The sequence below is a fragment of the Streptomyces sp. CB01635 genome (genome assembly GCF_002803065.1).
Classification (GTDB): Bacteria; Actinomycetota; Actinomycetes; order Streptomycetales; family Streptomycetaceae; genus Streptomyces.
This window is the reverse complement of record NZ_NNBL01000029.1, coordinates 38,989-53,217: the sequence shown is the minus strand read 5'-3', so window position 1 is coordinate 53,217 and position 14,229 is coordinate 38,989. Positions and strand designations below refer to the sequence as shown.

The following is a 14,229-nucleotide window of genomic DNA, read 5'->3' as shown; positions in this document are numbered from 1 at the left end:
GGCCCGACCGTCCTCGAGGGGCGCCCACCGGAAGTCCCGGTGGGCGCCTCCTCCTTTCCTACCGGACCGCCACCGCCCGGTTCACCGCCGCCAGGACCGCCTGGACCGACGCCACCAGCGGCGAGGGGTCACGGCCCGCGCCCCACGCCGTCACGCCGTCGACCCGGCACTGCGCGTACGCCGTCGCCTCCGCGCCGTGAGCGTCCTCGGTGAAGTCGACGATGTCGACGCCGACCCCGGCCGCGGCGAGCGCGTCCACGAACGCGGACAGGGTCCCGCCGCCCCGCCCCTCGAAGTCGCCCGTGCGGTCGCCCACTTGGAGGGTGCACACGAACCGGTGCGCCTGCCCGTCGCCGTCCGTGGACCATGCCGTCAGGGACAGGTGCCCGGCGCCGCGCCCCGGCTCCAGGTACGTCGAGCGGAACAGCTCGTACAGGTCCTTCGGGGTCGCCTCGTGCCCGCTGTCGTCGGTGGCCTCCTGGACCACACGCGCGTACTCGGGCCGCATGCGCGCCGGCAGGTCGACGCCGTGGTGCGTGGCGAGCAGATACGCCATCCCGCCCTTGCCCGACTGCGAGTTGACGCGGATCACGGCCTCGTAGCTGCGGCCCACGTCCGCCGGGTCGATCGGCAGGTACGGCACGTCCCAGCGGGCCTCCTGAGCCGGGACCCCGGCCGCGGCGGCCGACGCCGCGTGATGCGCGAGGCCCTTGCTGATCGCGTCCTGGTGCGTCCCGGAGAACGCCGTGTAGACGAGGTCGCCGCCGTAGGGGTGGCGGGGGTGCACGGGCAGCCGGTTGCAGTGCTCGACCACCTCCCGTACGGCGTCGATGTCGGAGAAGTCGACCATCGGGTCGACGCCCTGTGCGTACAGGTTCATGGCCAGGGTGACCAGGTCGACGTTGCCCGTGCGCTCGCCGTTGCCGAAGAGGCAGCCCTCGACGCGCTGGGCGCCCGCGAGGACCGCGAGCTCCGCGCAGGCGACGCCCGTGCCGCGGTCGTTGTGCGGATGCACGGACAGGATCACCGAGTCCCGGCGGGACAGGTTCTTGTGCGTGTACTCGATCTGGTCGGCGTACACGTTCGGTGTCGCGATCTCGACCGTCGCCGGGAGATTGTGCGTGACCGGCCGGTCGGGGCTCGCGTCCCACAGCTCGGTCAGGCCGTCGCAGATCTCCAGGACGAAGTCCGGCTCGGTGACGTTGAAGGTCTCCGGTGCGAACTGGAAGCGGATGTGCGCGCCGGGCCGGGCGTCCGCGAGGCGCGCCATGTGCGCCGCGGCGTCCCGCACGGTCTCCCACACCTGCGGGCGGTCGCGGCCGAGCACGACGTCGCGCCAGACGCGGGAGGTCGGGATGTACAGATGGACGACCGCGCGCGGCAGGCCCTCGATCGACGCGAAGGTGCGCTCGATCAGATCGCGCCGCGCGGGCGTGAAGACGACGGGCGTGACGTCGTCAGGGACGGCCCCCGACGTCACCAGGTGGCGTACGAAGTCGAAGTCGGTGCGGCTCGCCGAGGGGTAGCCGACCTCGATCTCCTTGAACCCGGTGCGCACGAGCAGGTCGAAGAAGCGGCGCTTGCGGCCGGTGTCCATCGGTTCGGCGAGCGCCTGGTTGCCGTCGCGCAGGTCGACGGGGACCCACAGGGGCGCCCGCTCGATCCGGGCGCCCGGCCAGCTCCGCTCCCGCACGGGGACGTCGACGCGGTCGTGGTGGGGGCGGTAGCGGTGGTACGGCATGGGGCCCGGCTGCTGCGGGTTCCAGTCGTAGGCGGTGGTCATGGGTGACGTGTCCTTCGGCTCGGTCGGACGACGACCGGCAGCACGGCATCCCGCGGCGGGGTGCCGGTCGCGTCAGGCCCCGCCGCGGCAGCCGAGGAGAAGGAGACCGCGGAAGATCACGAGCAGTAGGCTAGTCACAGCTCAGGTCCTCAGACAAGTGGATTGCGGAAAGGGGAGGTCGCGTCGGCCGGGGGATAAAGTCTCCGCGTTCACGCGCTGGTCAGGACGACAAGACGAGCAGCCGTGTTCAACAGAGGTGTTCGACAGCGGTGTTCAACAGCCGTGTTCGACAGCGGTGTTCAAGAAGAGAAGGTGATTCCCGTGGCGCTCGGCGCGCTCCGTCCCAGCCCTCTGGTCGAACAGGCCGCCGAGCGGCTTCGAGAGCAGATCGCGTCGGGGCACTGGCCGGTCGGCACCAAGCTGCCCGGCGAGACGACCCTCGCCAAGGAACTCGGCGTCGGCCGCTCCACCGTCCGCGAGGCCCTGCGCGCCCTCGCCGGCGCCGGACTCGTCCGGGCCCGGCAGGGAGCCGGTGTCTTCGTCACCGCCGACCGGCCCGTCGACGACTGGCCCGCGCGGCTGCGCGCAGCGGCCGTCGCCGACGTCTACGAGGTCCGCGTCCTGATGGAGGTCCAGGCCGCACGCCTCGCCGCACGCCGCCGCACCCCCGAGGACGTCACGACGATGCGCGCCGCCCTCGACGCGCGCAGAGCGACGGCGGAGGAGGGCGGCGCCGCGTTCGTGGACGCCGACATCGCGCTCCACGCGGCGGTCGTGGCCGCCGCCCACAACCCCGTACTCACCGACCTCTTCGCCGAGTTCGCGCCCGCCCTGCGCCAGGGCCTCATCGACCTGCTCGACCTCGTCGACGTCCGCGCCGCCGAGGCCGGCCACGGCGACGCGGCGCACACCGCGCTCGTGGACGCCGTCGCGTCGGGCGACGAGGACGCCGCGGAACGCGAGGCGCGGGAGGAACTGGCCGTGATGCGGGGGAAGCTGGCGCGCACGGACTAGGGGGTGTGCGCGCAGGGCGTGTGCGAACCCGTTCGTAGGGCACTCGCGCATAGCCTGGCAGCCGACCAGGAGGTACGTGACCACGCGCGTACCGCACGCTCCTCCGGAAGGGCTCGACATGAAGATCGGCATCATCGGCGCCGGCAACATCGGTGGCAATCTCACCCGCCGATTCACCGCGGCCGGCCACGACGTGTCCGTGGCCAACTCGCGCGGCCCCGAGACCCTGCGCGACCTCGCCGAGGAGACCGGTGCCACGCCGGTGACCGTCGCAGAGGCCGCTCGCGGCGCCGACGTCGTCGTGGTGACCGTCCCCATGAAGGCCGTCCCCGGCCTGCCCGACGACCTCCTCGACGACGCGCCGGAAGGCGTCACCGTCATCGACACCGGCAACTACTACCCGCAGCAGCGCGACGGCCGTATCGCCGCCATCGAGGAGGGCATGCCCGAGAGCCGCTGGACCGAGCTCCAGATCGGCCACCCCGTCGTCAAGGTCTTCAACGGCACCTACGCCCATGAACTCCTCGACAAGCCGCGCCCCAAGGGCGACCCCGAGCGCATCGCCCTGCCCGTCGCCGGCGACGACGAGGCGGCCAAGACGGTCGTACGCGGCCTGCTCGACGGGATCGGCTTCGACTCCGTGGACACGGGCAGCCTCGACGAGTCCTGGCGCCAGCAGCCCGGCACCCCCGTCTACGGCCTCGCGGCGGACACGGACACGGTCCGCAAGGCCCTGGCCGAGGCGTCCCCGGAACGCACGGCGGAGTGGCGCGCCTGAGTCACCGGGTGCGGGGGCGCGTCACGGGGTGGCCCAGTCCCGCAGCGCGCTCTTGCTGGTGAAATTCGCGACGTCCTTGTCGAGCGGCCGGTCCGTGTACTGATGAAACTTCCAGGCCGCCTTGATGCGCGGCTTGCCGGCCGTCGTGTAGTCGGCGATCCAGAGCCCGTCACCGGCGTAGGACGTCGTATCCACATTCAGCCAGAAATCGCGGTTCGTGTAGAGCACCACCCGGTGATGGGGGCGCAGGCGCTTCACCTCGCGGATGAAGCGGTCCTTCTCCGAGTTGCTCGCGCGGGTGCCGTCCCCGGTCGTCTCCCAGTCCACGGCCAGCACGTCGCCCGCCTTCTCGGGGGCCTTGCTGACGAAGTACTCGGCCTGCGCCGTGAGGTTGCCCGGCCACAGGAAGTGGTAGAAGCCGACGACGCAGCCGCCGTCACGGGCCAGCTTCGTCTGGGCGGTGAGCCGTGGATTCACGTACGAGCGCCCCTCCGTGGCTTTGATGAAGACGAACGACAGGCCTTCCGTGTCGAACGTGGACTGGTACGAGCTGACGTCGATGCCACGCAGCATGCTGGCCTCCTGGTCGGTGGGGCGACGAGGTCGAGAATCCATCGTCCCCGATCCGATCCCGTGGGGGTACCTCTTTCCGCACGTTGATCCGCCTGTGCAGGTGGCGCTGCCAGGACGTTTCGGTGGCCGCAGTCTTGGAACACGCTTTACATGGGTCCCTGCAACTGCCGGAGCTCTGTCACTGTCTGACAGTGAGTTGGGCCCGTTGGGGGGCATGGGGTGAATCGGAGAGTGGAGCAGGTCGTGGGACGGCGCAAGGACGGAATAAGGATCGCGCTCGTGACGGTCGCGGTGCTGGTGGGCGCGAGCGCCTGCGGCGGCGGCAGTGACGACAAGGCATCGGGCGGGAACGACGGGAAGGCGGCGAGGAAGCCGAGCGCGAGCGCCAAGCCCTCACCGGCGAAGCCCAAGGGTCCGCCGATGCTCCTGGAGACGATCACTCCGCTGAGCGACGCCAAGGTCGGTGTGGCGATGCCGATTTCGGTGGTCTTCACCAACCCCGTGGCCGCCAAGGCGCGCGCCTCCGTCGAGAAGCACATGAAGGTCAGCACGTCGCAGCCGGTGGCCGGCGCCTGGCACTGGTTCGGAGACAAGCGCGCCGACTGGCGCCCCAAGACGTACTGGCCCTCCGGTACGAAGGTGAAGGTCGACGCCGACATGAAGGGCGTCAGCAACGGCAACGGCCGCTACGGGGTGCACGGTTACACGCACTCCTTCACGGTCGGCGACGACGTCCGGGCCGACGTCTCCGTCACCGGTCACACCATGAAGGTCACCAAGAACGGCCAGGCCGTGCGGACGCTGTCGATCAACGCGGGCAGCGCCGAGTACCCCACCTGGAACGGCACGATGGCCGTCATCGACAAGCAGGAGAAGGTCCACATGACCTCCTGCAGCGTCGGCATCAGCTGCGACAAGGGCAGCGCCAACTACTACGACCTGACGCTGCCCTGGGACGTCCACCTCACCCAGTCCGGCACGTACGTCCACTACTCGACCGGTGACCCGAACCCGGGCAGCGGCTCGGCCCGTGGCTCGCACGGCTGCGTCCATCTGTCGCTGTCCGACGCCAAGTGGTTCTACGGCCAGGTCAAGCAGGGCGACCCGGTCACGATCACTGGCTCGCCGCGCGCCAAGGCTCCGGCCGACAACGGCTACGCGGCGTTCAACCTGAGCTGGGACCAGTGGCTCGCGGGAAGCGGGGCGGGGGAGGGCACGACGGCGACCCTGTGAGTGCCGCCGCCCTCAGCCCCTGCTGATCGTCAGCACTCGATGATGTTGACGGCGAGGCCGCCCCGCGCCGTCTCCTTGTACTTGACGGACATGTCGGCGCCGGTCTCCTTCATGGTCTTGATGACCTTGTCGAGGGAGACCTTGTGGCTGCCGTCGCCGCGCATGGCCATGCGGGCCGCGGTGACGGCCTTCACGGCGGCCATGCCGTTGCGCTCGATGCAGGGGATCTGGACGAGGCCGCCGACGGGGTCGCAGGTCAGGCCGAGGTTGTGCTCCATGCCGATCTCGGCGGCGTTCTCGACCTGCTCGGGGGTGCCGCCGAGGACCTCGGCGAGGGCGCCCGCGGCCATGGAGCAGGCGGAGCCGACCTCGCCCTGGCAGCCGACCTCGGCGCCGGAGATGGAGGCGTTCTCCTTGAAGAGCATGCCGATGGCGCCCGCGGAGAGCATGAAGCGGACGACGCCCTCCTCGTCCGCGCCGGGCACGAAGTTGATGTAGTAGTGCAGGACCGCGGGGATGATGCCCGCGGCGCCGTTGGTGGGCGCGGTGACGACGCGGCCGCCCGCGGCGTTCTCCTCGTTGACGGCCATCGCGTAGAGGGTGATCCACTCCATGGCGCGGGCCATCGGGTCGCCCTCGGCGCGCAGCTGGCGGGCCGAGTTCGCGGCGCGGCGGCGGACCTTGAGGCCGCCGGGCAGGATGCCCTCGCGGGACATGCCGCGCGAGACGCAGGCCTGCATGACGCGCCAGATGTCGAGGAGCCCGGAGCGGATCTCGTCCTCGGTGCGCCAGGCCTTCTCGTTCTCCAGCATCAGCGCGGAGATGGACAGGCCGGTCTCCTCGGCGAGGCGGAGCAGCTCGTCGCCGGTGCGGAAGGGGTACTTGAGGACCGTGTCGTCGGGCACGATCGGGTTCTCGCCGGCCACGGCATCTTCGTCGACGACGAAGCCGCCGCCCACCGAGTAGTACGTCTTCTCCAGGAGGAGGGCGCCCTCGTGGTCGTAGGCGAAGATCGTCATGCCGTTGGCGTGGTACGGCAGTGCCTTGCGGCGGTGCAGGACCAGGTCGTCGTCGAAGCTGAACGGGATCTCGTGGACGCCGAGCAGGCTGAGCTTCCCGGAAGCCTTGATCGCCTCGACACGGTCGTCGGCCTTCTCCACGTCGACGGTGCGGGGGGAGTCGCCCTCCAGGCCGAGCAGGACCGCCTTGGGGGTGCCGTGGCCGTGTCCGGTGGCGCCGAGGGAGCCGTAGAGCTCGGCGCGTATCGCGGCGGTGTGGGCGAGCAGACCCTCGTTCTTCAGGCGGCGCGCGAACATGCGGGCCGCCCGCATCGGGCCGACCGTGTGGGAGCTGGACGGGCCGATGCCGATCGAGAACAGGTCGAAGACCGAGATGGCCACGGGGGAACTCCTAGGTGGGTTTCGGCGGACGCCGTTGTCCGCCGGGGTGGTGCGCAAGGCGATACGGAGGGCGGTGCACGGTTCGGGGCACCGCTCTCACTGTCCAGTGTGCGCGGTGCCCCGAACTTTCAGACGTACAAATGCGTACGAAACTACTTCAGGCCGGGGTACAGGGGGAACTTGTCGGCGAGAGCGGTGACGCGGGCCTTGAGGGAAACCGCGTCGTACTCCGGCTTGAGGGCCTCGGCGATGATGTCGGCGACCTCGGTGAAGTCCTCGGCCTGGAAGCCACGGGTGGCCAGGGCCGGGGTGCCGATCCGCAGGCCCGAGGTGACCATCGGGGGACGCGGGTCGTTCGGGACGGCGTTGCGGTTGACCGTGATGCCGACCTCGTGGAGCCGGTCCTCGGCCTGCTGGCCGTCCAGCTCGGACTCGCGCAGGTCGACCAGGACCAGGTGCACGTCGGTGCCGCCGGACAGCACGTTCACGCCGGTGGCGCGGGCGTCGTCCGAGGTCAGACGGGCGGCAAGGATCTGGGCGCCCTCGATGGTGCGCTGCTGGCGCTCCTTGAAGTCCTCGCTCGCGGCGACCTTGAAGGAGACGGCCTTGGCGGCGATCACGTGCTCCAGGGGGCCGCCCTGGAAGCCGGGGAAGACGGACGAGTTCAGCTTCTTCGCGAAGTCCTTCTTCGCGAGGATGATCCCGCCGCGCGGCCCGCCGAGCGTCTTGTGCGTGGTGGAGGTGACCACGTCCGCGTACTCGACCGGGTTGGGGTGCAGCCCGGCCGCGACGAGTCCGGCGAAGTGGGCCATGTCGACCCACAGGTAGGCGCCGGTCTCGTCCGCGATGCGGCGGAACGCGGCGAAGTCGAGCTGGCGCGGGTAGGCGGACCAGCCCGCGATGATCACCTTGGGGCGGTGCTCCTTGGCGAGGCGCTCGACCTCGGCCATGTCCACGAGACCGGCCTCGTCGACGTGGTAGGCGACCACGTCGAACTGCTTGCCGGAGAAGTTCAGGCGCATGCCGTGGGTGAGGTGGCCGCCGTGGGCGAGGTCCAGGCCGAGGATCGTGTCGCCGGGCTTGGCGAGCGCGAAGAGGGCGGCCTGGTTGGCGGAGGCGCCGGAGTGGGGCTGGACGTTGGCGTACTCGGCACCGAAGAGGTCCTTGACCCGGTCGATGGCGATCTGCTCGGTGACGTCGACGTGCTCGCAGCCGCCGTAGTAGCGCCGGCCGGGGTAGCCCTCGGCGTACTTGTTGGTCAGGACCGAGCCCTGTGCCTCCATGACGGCGACCGGAGCGAAGTTCTCCGACGCGATCATCTCGAGGGTGGACTGCTGGCGGAGCAGCTCGGCGTCGACCGCGGCGGCGACGTCCGGGTCGAGCTCGTGCAGCGAGGTGTTCATGAGCGACATGGTCGTGGTGTCCCTAGTTGCCGGAGCCGGAGAACGCGTCGTACTCGTCCGCGGAGAGCAGGTCCTTCGGCTCTTCCGAGGTGCGGACCTTGAACAGCCAGCCGCCCTCGAACGGGGCGGAGTTCACCAGCGACGGGTCGTCTACGACGTCCTGGTTCGCCTCGACGACCTCGCCGGTGACCGGGGAGTACAGGTCGCTGACGGACTTGGTCGACTCGAGCTCGCCGCAGGTCTCGCCCGCGGTCACCGTGTCACCGACCTCGGGGAGCTGGGCGTAGACGACATCGCCGAGCGCGTTGGCCGCGAACTCGGTGATGCCGACCGTCGAGACGCCGTCCTCGGCGCCCGACAGCCACTCGTGCTCCTTGCTGTAGCGCAGCTGCTGGGGGTTGCTCATGATCTGAATTCTCCTGTACGCGGGTGGGTGCTGCGGAACGAGAGGGGTGTGCGCTGGGTTACTTCCGGCGGCCCCCGTGAGGACTGGTCGGGCTACTTCTGGCGCTTGTAGAACGGCAGCGCCACGACCTCGTACGGCTCGTGGGCGCCGCGGATGTCCACGCCCACGCCCTCGGTGCCGGGGGCGGCGTGCGCCGCGTCCACGTAGGCGATGGCGATCGGCCTGCCGAGCGTGGGGGAGGGGGCGCCGGAGGTGACCTCGCCGATCACCTGGCCGTCGGCGACCACGGACATCCCGGCGCGCGGCACCCGGCGGCCCTCGGCGATCAGGCCGACGAGCCTGCGCGGCGGCGCGGTCTCGGCGCGCTCGGCGGCGGCCTCGAGCGCCTCGCGGCCCACGAAGCGGCCCTCGTTGCCCGTCTTCTCGAACTTCACGACGCGGCCGAGACCGGCGTCGAAGGGGGTCAGCGCCGTCGTCAGCTCGTGCCCGTACAGCGGCATGCCGGCCTCCAGGCGCAGCGTGTCGCGGCAGGAGAGGCCGGCGGGGACGAGCCCGACCGGCGCGCCCGCGTCGGTCAGCGCCTGCCACAGCTTCTCGGCGTGCTCCGGGGCGACGAACAGCTCGAAGCCGTCCTCGCCGGTGTAGCCGGTGCGGGCGATGAGGGCCGGCACACCGGCGACGGTGCCGGGCAGGCCCGCGTAGTACTTGAGGCCGTCCAGGTCGGCGTCCGTGAGGGACTTCAGGATGCCGGGGGACTCGGGGCCCTGGACGGCGATCAGCGCGTAGGCGTCGCGGTCGTCGCGGACCTCGGCGTCGAAGCCGGCGGCGCGCTCGGTGATCGCGTCGAGGACGATCTGCGCGTTGCCGGCGTTGGCGACGACCATGTAGTGAGGAAGACCGGCCTCCTGCTCGCCCAGGCGGTAGACGATCAGGTCGTCGACGATCCCGCCGTCCTCCTGGCAGATCATGGTGTAGCGGGCGCGGCCTGGGCCGATCGTGGACATGTTGCCGACGAGGGCGTAGTCGAGGAGATCGACGGCCTGCGGCCCGGTGACGGTGATCTCGCCCATGTGCGAGAGGTCGAAGAGGCCCGCCTTGGTACGGACCGCGATGTGCTCGTCGCGCTCGCTGCCGTACCGCAGCGGCATGTCCCAGCCCGCGAAGTCGGTCATCGTCGCGCCCAGCGAGCGGTGCAGGGCGTCGAGGGCGGTCTTACGGGGGACGTTGTTCATGAGTGGTGCTCCAGGATCCCAGGCATGACAGACGAGGGCGATGGTCTTCCTCCCCATCTGTCATCGGAACCTGAGAGGTTCGCCGGCGCCACACGTACAGGTGGTCGCGGCTTGCACCTTGGGTGGAGCGGCCGAGGGCCGCCCGCTTTTCAGATATGCCTCGCCCGCGCGGTACGGGGCCTGAGAGATTCAAGGGAGGAACTTGCTCCTTCGGCGCCCCCGGGGACGCGTAGGCGTCCGGGGAGCTCTCCCGCGCGGATTCAAGCGGCCGGTATGCAGTTGGTCGTGCTCTTGGCGCGCACATCATTGCATGCCGACCGTACGGGGAAACCACTTGTAGGGCATTACCGTCTCTTTACACTTGGCGGGCAAGGGTGGCGTGACCGGAACGGGGAGGACGATCACGGTGCACAAGGCAGCGGCGGGTGCGTACGCGGCGGCAGGGGTCGGGCAGCGCGCTGTGCCCCGCCCCGGGTCGGTGACAGGGCGCGGTCCGGTCGTCAGGGATCTGCGCGGCAGAGGCGGCCGCACACCGAGGCGCCTCGGCTTCGCGCGGGGTGACCTGATCGTGGTCTCGGGGCTCCCGGGCAGTGGCAAGTCCACGCTGATGCGCCGCGTGGTCGGTGCCGGGGGAGCCGTGCGCATCGACTCGCAGGACACGCGTGACCGCTGGGCGGCCCGGCTGCCGCGGCTGCTCCCGTACGCCGTGTACCGCCCGCTCGTGCGGCTCGCGCACTTCGCCGGGCTGCGGCGCGCCCTGCGCTCGGGGGGCAGCGTCGTCCTGCACGACTGCGGTACGCAACGCTGGGTGCGGCGCTGGCTGGCCAAGGAGGCCGGGCGGCGCGGCGCGGACCTGCATCTGATGCTGCTCGACGTCGACGCGGACACGGCGCTCGCGGGCCAGCGGGACCGCGGCCGCGGGGTCTCGCACTACGCGTTCGCCCGGCACCGCCGCGCGGTCGCGGGTCTGGTGGAGTCCGCCGAGCGCGGTGACCTGCCGTGGGGCTGCGCGTCCGCGGTGCTGCTCGACCGGGACGCGACGGATGTGCTGAACGGGATCGGGTTCGAGGGGAGTTGACCGACCGCGACCCTCTGTGCGCATGTGGACGCGGAGGGTGTTCTGTCGCCCGCACGCGCTAGGGTTCGGCCGCAGACAGAGCGGTTCCAGAGCGGGTGGTAGGCACATGGACATTCCGGCGCAGGCTCACGCACATCCGTACGGCGGGTGGCCGGCCAACGAGCTTGAGGAGGTGCTCGCCGCCTCCCTCGGGGTCGACTCGGCGGGCGGCCGGATCGTCGAGGTCCTCGGGCGCAGCCAGGTGTGGATACCGCTGCCCCAGGGCGGCGGACCCGGCAGCCCGAACCTCGACCTGCCGACGCTGGAGATCGAGGGCCAGGCCTATGTGCCCGTCTTCAGCTCCGAGGAGCAGTTCCTCGCGGTCGTCGGCGACCGGATGGGCTGCACGGTCGCGCCGGCCGTCGAGTTCGCGCGCGGGCTGCCGCCGCAGGTCGGCATCGCGGTGAATCCGGACGGCGCCGTCGGTGTCCCGCTGCCCCCGCCCGCCGTCGCCGAACTGTGCAAGTCCGGCCGTACGCCGCTGGACGGGCCCGCCACGGGCGGCCGGGTCAGCCTCTACGAGCCCGACTGGCAGGACGACCCGGTCGACTTCCTGGCCGCCGTGCGCGAGGAGTTCGAGGCGTCCGGCGTCGTCACGACCGCCCGCCGCTGCCTCGCCAGCGTCGAGGGCGGCGACCCCCTCCTCTTCGTCGGCGTCGAGCTGTCGCAGTGGGAGGGCCCCGCGCGCAACCTGCCCATGGACGCCCTGGGCCGCGCCCTCGGCCGGGCTCCCGCGCCCTGGCCGGTGAACCTCGTCCTGCTCGACATCACCCAGGACCCGGTCGGTGACTGGATGCGCGCCACGCTGCGGCCGTTCTACACGCAGGGTCACTGAAAGCCCGGCGCCGGTCCCCGTTCGGGAAACACGGGAAACTGGTCGACCGCGCGTACGTCAAGTCGGTGCCAGGATCGCCGCTTAAGCTGGTTTCATGACCTGTCTGGGCGGTCCCGCCGCGGGGAGCGGGTCGAAATCGTCGGGTACGTCACGAAGGGGCGGTTACGGGTGAGTGCGTCGGGCACGGCCGCGGCCGGTCAGGTCGAGCACATGCTGCGCCAGGTGACGCCGGGGCGTTACGACGCCTACGAGGCGCTGCTCAACGCGCTCGCGGACCCGGGCGGCGGTCAGGTGTGGATGCTGCTCTGGCACGGCCAGGCCGGTTCCCCCGACGCGCAGTACGGGAACATGGAGGTCGACGGCTTCTCGTACGCCCCCTGTGTCACCTCCGCCCAGGAGTTGTCCGCCTCCGGCTGGAGCCGCGCGTACGAGGTCGTCGGCGGGGTCGACGCGGCCCGCACGCTCTACCCCGACCACTACGGCCTCTGGCTCAACCCGCACGCGCCCGGCGGCGGTGTCGGCATCCCGTGGCTCGACCTGCGCCGCATCGCGGGCGGCCTCGACCGCCAGCCTGCCGGGCCGCTGCGCCTGAGCGACCCCGCCATCGAGATCCCGCAGTTCTACGCCCTGCTCACGCAGAACGCGCACCGCACCACCGCGATCCGCTCGCTGCGCCGCGCCTGGGTGCAGCCGACGCTCGGCGCGCCCTATCTGGCGATCGGCCTCGATGTGTACGACACGTCGCCGGTGTCCGTGGACGCGGTGCGCGCGATGATGCAGCAGTCGGTCGTCGCCGTGCCCGACGGACTGCCTGTCTCCACGGTCGCGATGTCCGACGAACACGACCCCGTCGCCATGTGGCTGCGCGCCAGCGCCCGTCCGTTCTACGACCGCGAGGCACACGCGGCCCCGGCCGCCCCCGCTCCCGTCGCGGGGTACGGGTACCCGCCGCCGCACGGGGCGTACTGAACCGTTCCAACTGGCGCCGTATGCCGCCGGTTTCACCCGGCCCCGTACCGGCACTTGCGGGACAAAGGCCCATTCCGACCTGTTTGGCGGGGAGTTGGCGCACCACTCGGGGCATTCCCGCCACATCGGTCACGGTGTCGCATTCCGGACCCTGTGGGGCCCTGCTGGGCGGGAGTGAATTGTCCGCTCAGGTGACTTCGACGTCCGCATACTGCACCAGTTCCGCCTCATCACGGTTGCGCAACCTTTCTCGGTGAGGGCTGGCGGCTGATCACAGGCGCATTGAAGACTCCCTGCAGACACGGGGTTTCGACTCTGTGTACGAGCTGAACGGTCAACTACGGGGCCATGTCCCCGGACTGTCCAGCCTGTGAAACAGGATCAAGCCGCTACAGCGGCGGGCGTGGGCCGGCCACAGTCGGCCGAGAGGGGTCAACCACACCGTGACCGCACCGATCGAGACCACTGGGGCCCAGGCCGAGGTGCAGCCCGAGGCTGTGCTCGCCGGCACCAAGGGGCAGCAGATCGAGGGGCGTTCCCTCGGGCGTATCGCCTGGAACCGCTTCAAGAGGGACAGGGTCGCCGTCGCCGGCGGCGTCATCGTCATCCTGCTCATCCTCATCGCCGCCTGCGCGCGCCCCCTGCAGCACCTCTTCGGCCTCGACCCGAACACGTTCCACCAGGACCTCATCGACCCCACCACCTCGCTCCCCAAGGGCGGTATGGGCGGTATGGGCGGTGACCATCCCCTGGGTGTGGAACCGAAGTTCGGCCGCGACATCCTCGCGCGCATCCTCGAAGGCTCGTGGGTCTCGCTCGTCGTCGCCTTCGGCGCGACCGTCCTGTCGAACGTGATCGGGGCGGTCCTCGGTGTCGTCGCCGGGTACTACGGCGGCCGGGTCGACTCGATCATCAGCCGCATGATGGACACCTTCCTGGCGTTCCCGCTGCTCCTGTTCGCGATCTCGATCTCCGCGACCCTGCAGGGCGGCGCGTTCGGCCTGAACGGGCTTCCGCTGCACATCTGCGTGCTGATCTTCGTGATCGGATTCTTCAACTGGCCGTATCTGGGCCGGATCGTGCGCGGCCAGACGCTGGCGCTGCGCGAGCGGGAATTCGTGGACGCGTCCCGCGGGATGGGGGCACGCGGCCCGTACATCCTGTTCCGGGAACTGATGCCCAACCTGGTCGGCCCGATCATCGTCTACTCGACGCTGCTGATCCCGACGAACATCATCTTCGAGGCGTCGCTCAGCTTCCTGGGCGTGGGCATCCAGCCGCCGCAGGCCTCCTGGGGCGGCATGCTCAACCAGGCCGTCGACTACTTCCAGGTCGATCCGCAGTACATGATCGTTCCGGGTCTCGCCATCTTCGTCACCGTGCTCGCGTTCAACCTGCTCGGTGACGGTCTCCGCGACGCCCTCGACCCGCGCAGCCGCTGACTCAAGGCCGCACCGAGAGCTCCACAAGTTTCCGACAATGGAGG

13 protein-coding genes and 2 riboswitches are annotated in these 14,229 nt (G+C 70.7%); of the genes, 7 read left to right on the top strand and 6 right to left on the bottom strand.

The window, feature by feature from the left end; genetic code table 11:
- Positions 1-58 precede the first annotated feature (58 nt).
- On the bottom strand, positions 59-1,783 hold the full coding sequence (gene leuA, locus CG723_RS39025; protein ID WP_100598302.1) for a 2-isopropylmalate synthase: 1,725 nt from the start codon (positions 1,781-1,783) through the stop codon (positions 59-61).
- A gap of 321 nt (positions 1,784-2,104) precedes the next feature.
- Here leuA and CG723_RS39020 point away from each other — a divergent pair, with 321 nt between their 5' ends.
- Together CG723_RS39020 and CG723_RS39015 are read left to right on the top strand one after the other, a co-directional pair.
- The gene (locus CG723_RS39020) at positions 2,105-2,797 is read left to right on the top strand and encodes a FadR/GntR family transcriptional regulator (RefSeq protein ID WP_100598301.1); all 693 of its coding nucleotides are present in this window, start codon (positions 2,105-2,107) and stop codon (positions 2,795-2,797) included.
- A gap of 118 nt (positions 2,798-2,915) precedes the next feature.
- Positions 2,916-3,575, top strand: coding sequence for an NADPH-dependent F420 reductase (locus CG723_RS39015; protein ID WP_100598328.1), 660 nt, complete (start codon positions 2,916-2,918; stop codon positions 3,573-3,575).
- Positions 3,576-3,596: 21 nt separating this feature from the next.
- Here CG723_RS39015 and CG723_RS39010 read toward each other — a convergent pair whose 3' ends face one another.
- Complete coding sequence (locus tag CG723_RS39010; RefSeq protein ID WP_100598300.1) at positions 3,597-4,148, bottom strand: glycoside hydrolase family 25 protein; 552 nt, start codon at positions 4,146-4,148, stop codon at positions 3,597-3,599.
- 243 nt (positions 4,149-4,391) lie between these two features.
- Here CG723_RS39010 and CG723_RS39005 point away from each other — a divergent pair, with 243 nt between their 5' ends.
- On the top strand, positions 4,392-5,381 hold the full coding sequence (locus CG723_RS39005) for a L,D-transpeptidase (RefSeq protein ID WP_100598327.1): 990 nt from the start codon (positions 4,392-4,394) through the stop codon (positions 5,379-5,381).
- Between the two features lie 29 nt (positions 5,382-5,410).
- On the opposite strand, the gene CG723_RS39000 is transcribed toward CG723_RS39005, so the two are convergent.
- The 4 genes from CG723_RS39000 to gcvT form a co-directional block, all read right to left on the bottom strand.
- Positions 5,411-6,781: an L-serine ammonia-lyase gene (locus tag CG723_RS39000; RefSeq protein ID WP_100598299.1), complete on the bottom strand. Its 1,371-nt coding sequence runs from the start codon at positions 6,779-6,781 to the stop codon at positions 5,411-5,413.
- A gap of 152 nt (positions 6,782-6,933) precedes the next feature.
- Positions 6,934-8,193, bottom strand: coding sequence for a serine hydroxymethyltransferase (gene glyA, locus CG723_RS38995; protein ID WP_100598298.1), 1,260 nt, complete (start codon positions 8,191-8,193; stop codon positions 6,934-6,936).
- A 13-nt stretch (positions 8,194-8,206) separates the two neighbouring features.
- Positions 8,207-8,590 (bottom strand): glycine cleavage system protein GcvH, encoded by a 384-nt coding sequence (gcvH, locus tag CG723_RS38990; protein ID WP_100598297.1) that lies wholly within the window; start codon positions 8,588-8,590, stop codon positions 8,207-8,209.
- 92 nt (positions 8,591-8,682) lie between these two features.
- Positions 8,683-9,822 carry a glycine cleavage system aminomethyltransferase GcvT gene (gene gcvT, locus CG723_RS38985; protein WP_100598296.1) on the bottom strand — a complete coding sequence of 380 codons (1,140 nt, stop codon included), beginning with the start codon at positions 9,820-9,822 and terminating at the stop codon, positions 8,683-8,685.
- A gap of 47 nt (positions 9,823-9,869) precedes the next feature.
- Positions 9,870-9,981: riboswitch (glycine riboswitch) on the bottom strand.
- Positions 9,982-10,085: riboswitch (glycine riboswitch) on the bottom strand. It lies immediately after the preceding riboswitch.
- Positions 10,086-10,282: 197 nt separating this feature from the next.
- Between gcvT and CG723_RS38980 the strand changes: the two genes are divergently transcribed.
- The 4 genes from CG723_RS38980 to CG723_RS38965 all read left to right on the top strand — a co-directional run bounded on the left by CG723_RS38980 (position 10,283) and on the right by CG723_RS38965 (position 14,185).
- Positions 10,283-10,900: an AAA family ATPase gene (locus CG723_RS38980; RefSeq protein ID WP_234374746.1), complete on the top strand. Its 618-nt coding sequence runs from the start codon at positions 10,283-10,285 to the stop codon at positions 10,898-10,900.
- Between the two features lie 106 nt (positions 10,901-11,006).
- Positions 11,007-11,774 carry an enhanced serine sensitivity protein SseB gene (locus CG723_RS38975; RefSeq protein WP_100598295.1) on the top strand — a complete coding sequence of 256 codons (768 nt, stop codon included), beginning with the start codon at positions 11,007-11,009 and terminating at the stop codon, positions 11,772-11,774.
- A 168-nt stretch (positions 11,775-11,942) separates the two neighbouring features.
- Positions 11,943-12,743: an enhanced serine sensitivity protein SseB C-terminal domain-containing protein gene (locus tag CG723_RS38970; protein WP_100598294.1), complete on the top strand. Its 801-nt coding sequence runs from the start codon at positions 11,943-11,945 to the stop codon at positions 12,741-12,743.
- Positions 12,744-13,186: 443 nt separating this feature from the next.
- The gene (locus CG723_RS38965) at positions 13,187-14,185 is read left to right on the top strand and encodes an ABC transporter permease (protein WP_100598293.1); all 999 of its coding nucleotides are present in this window, start codon (positions 13,187-13,189) and stop codon (positions 14,183-14,185) included.
- Positions 14,186-14,229: the final 44 nt, after the last annotated feature.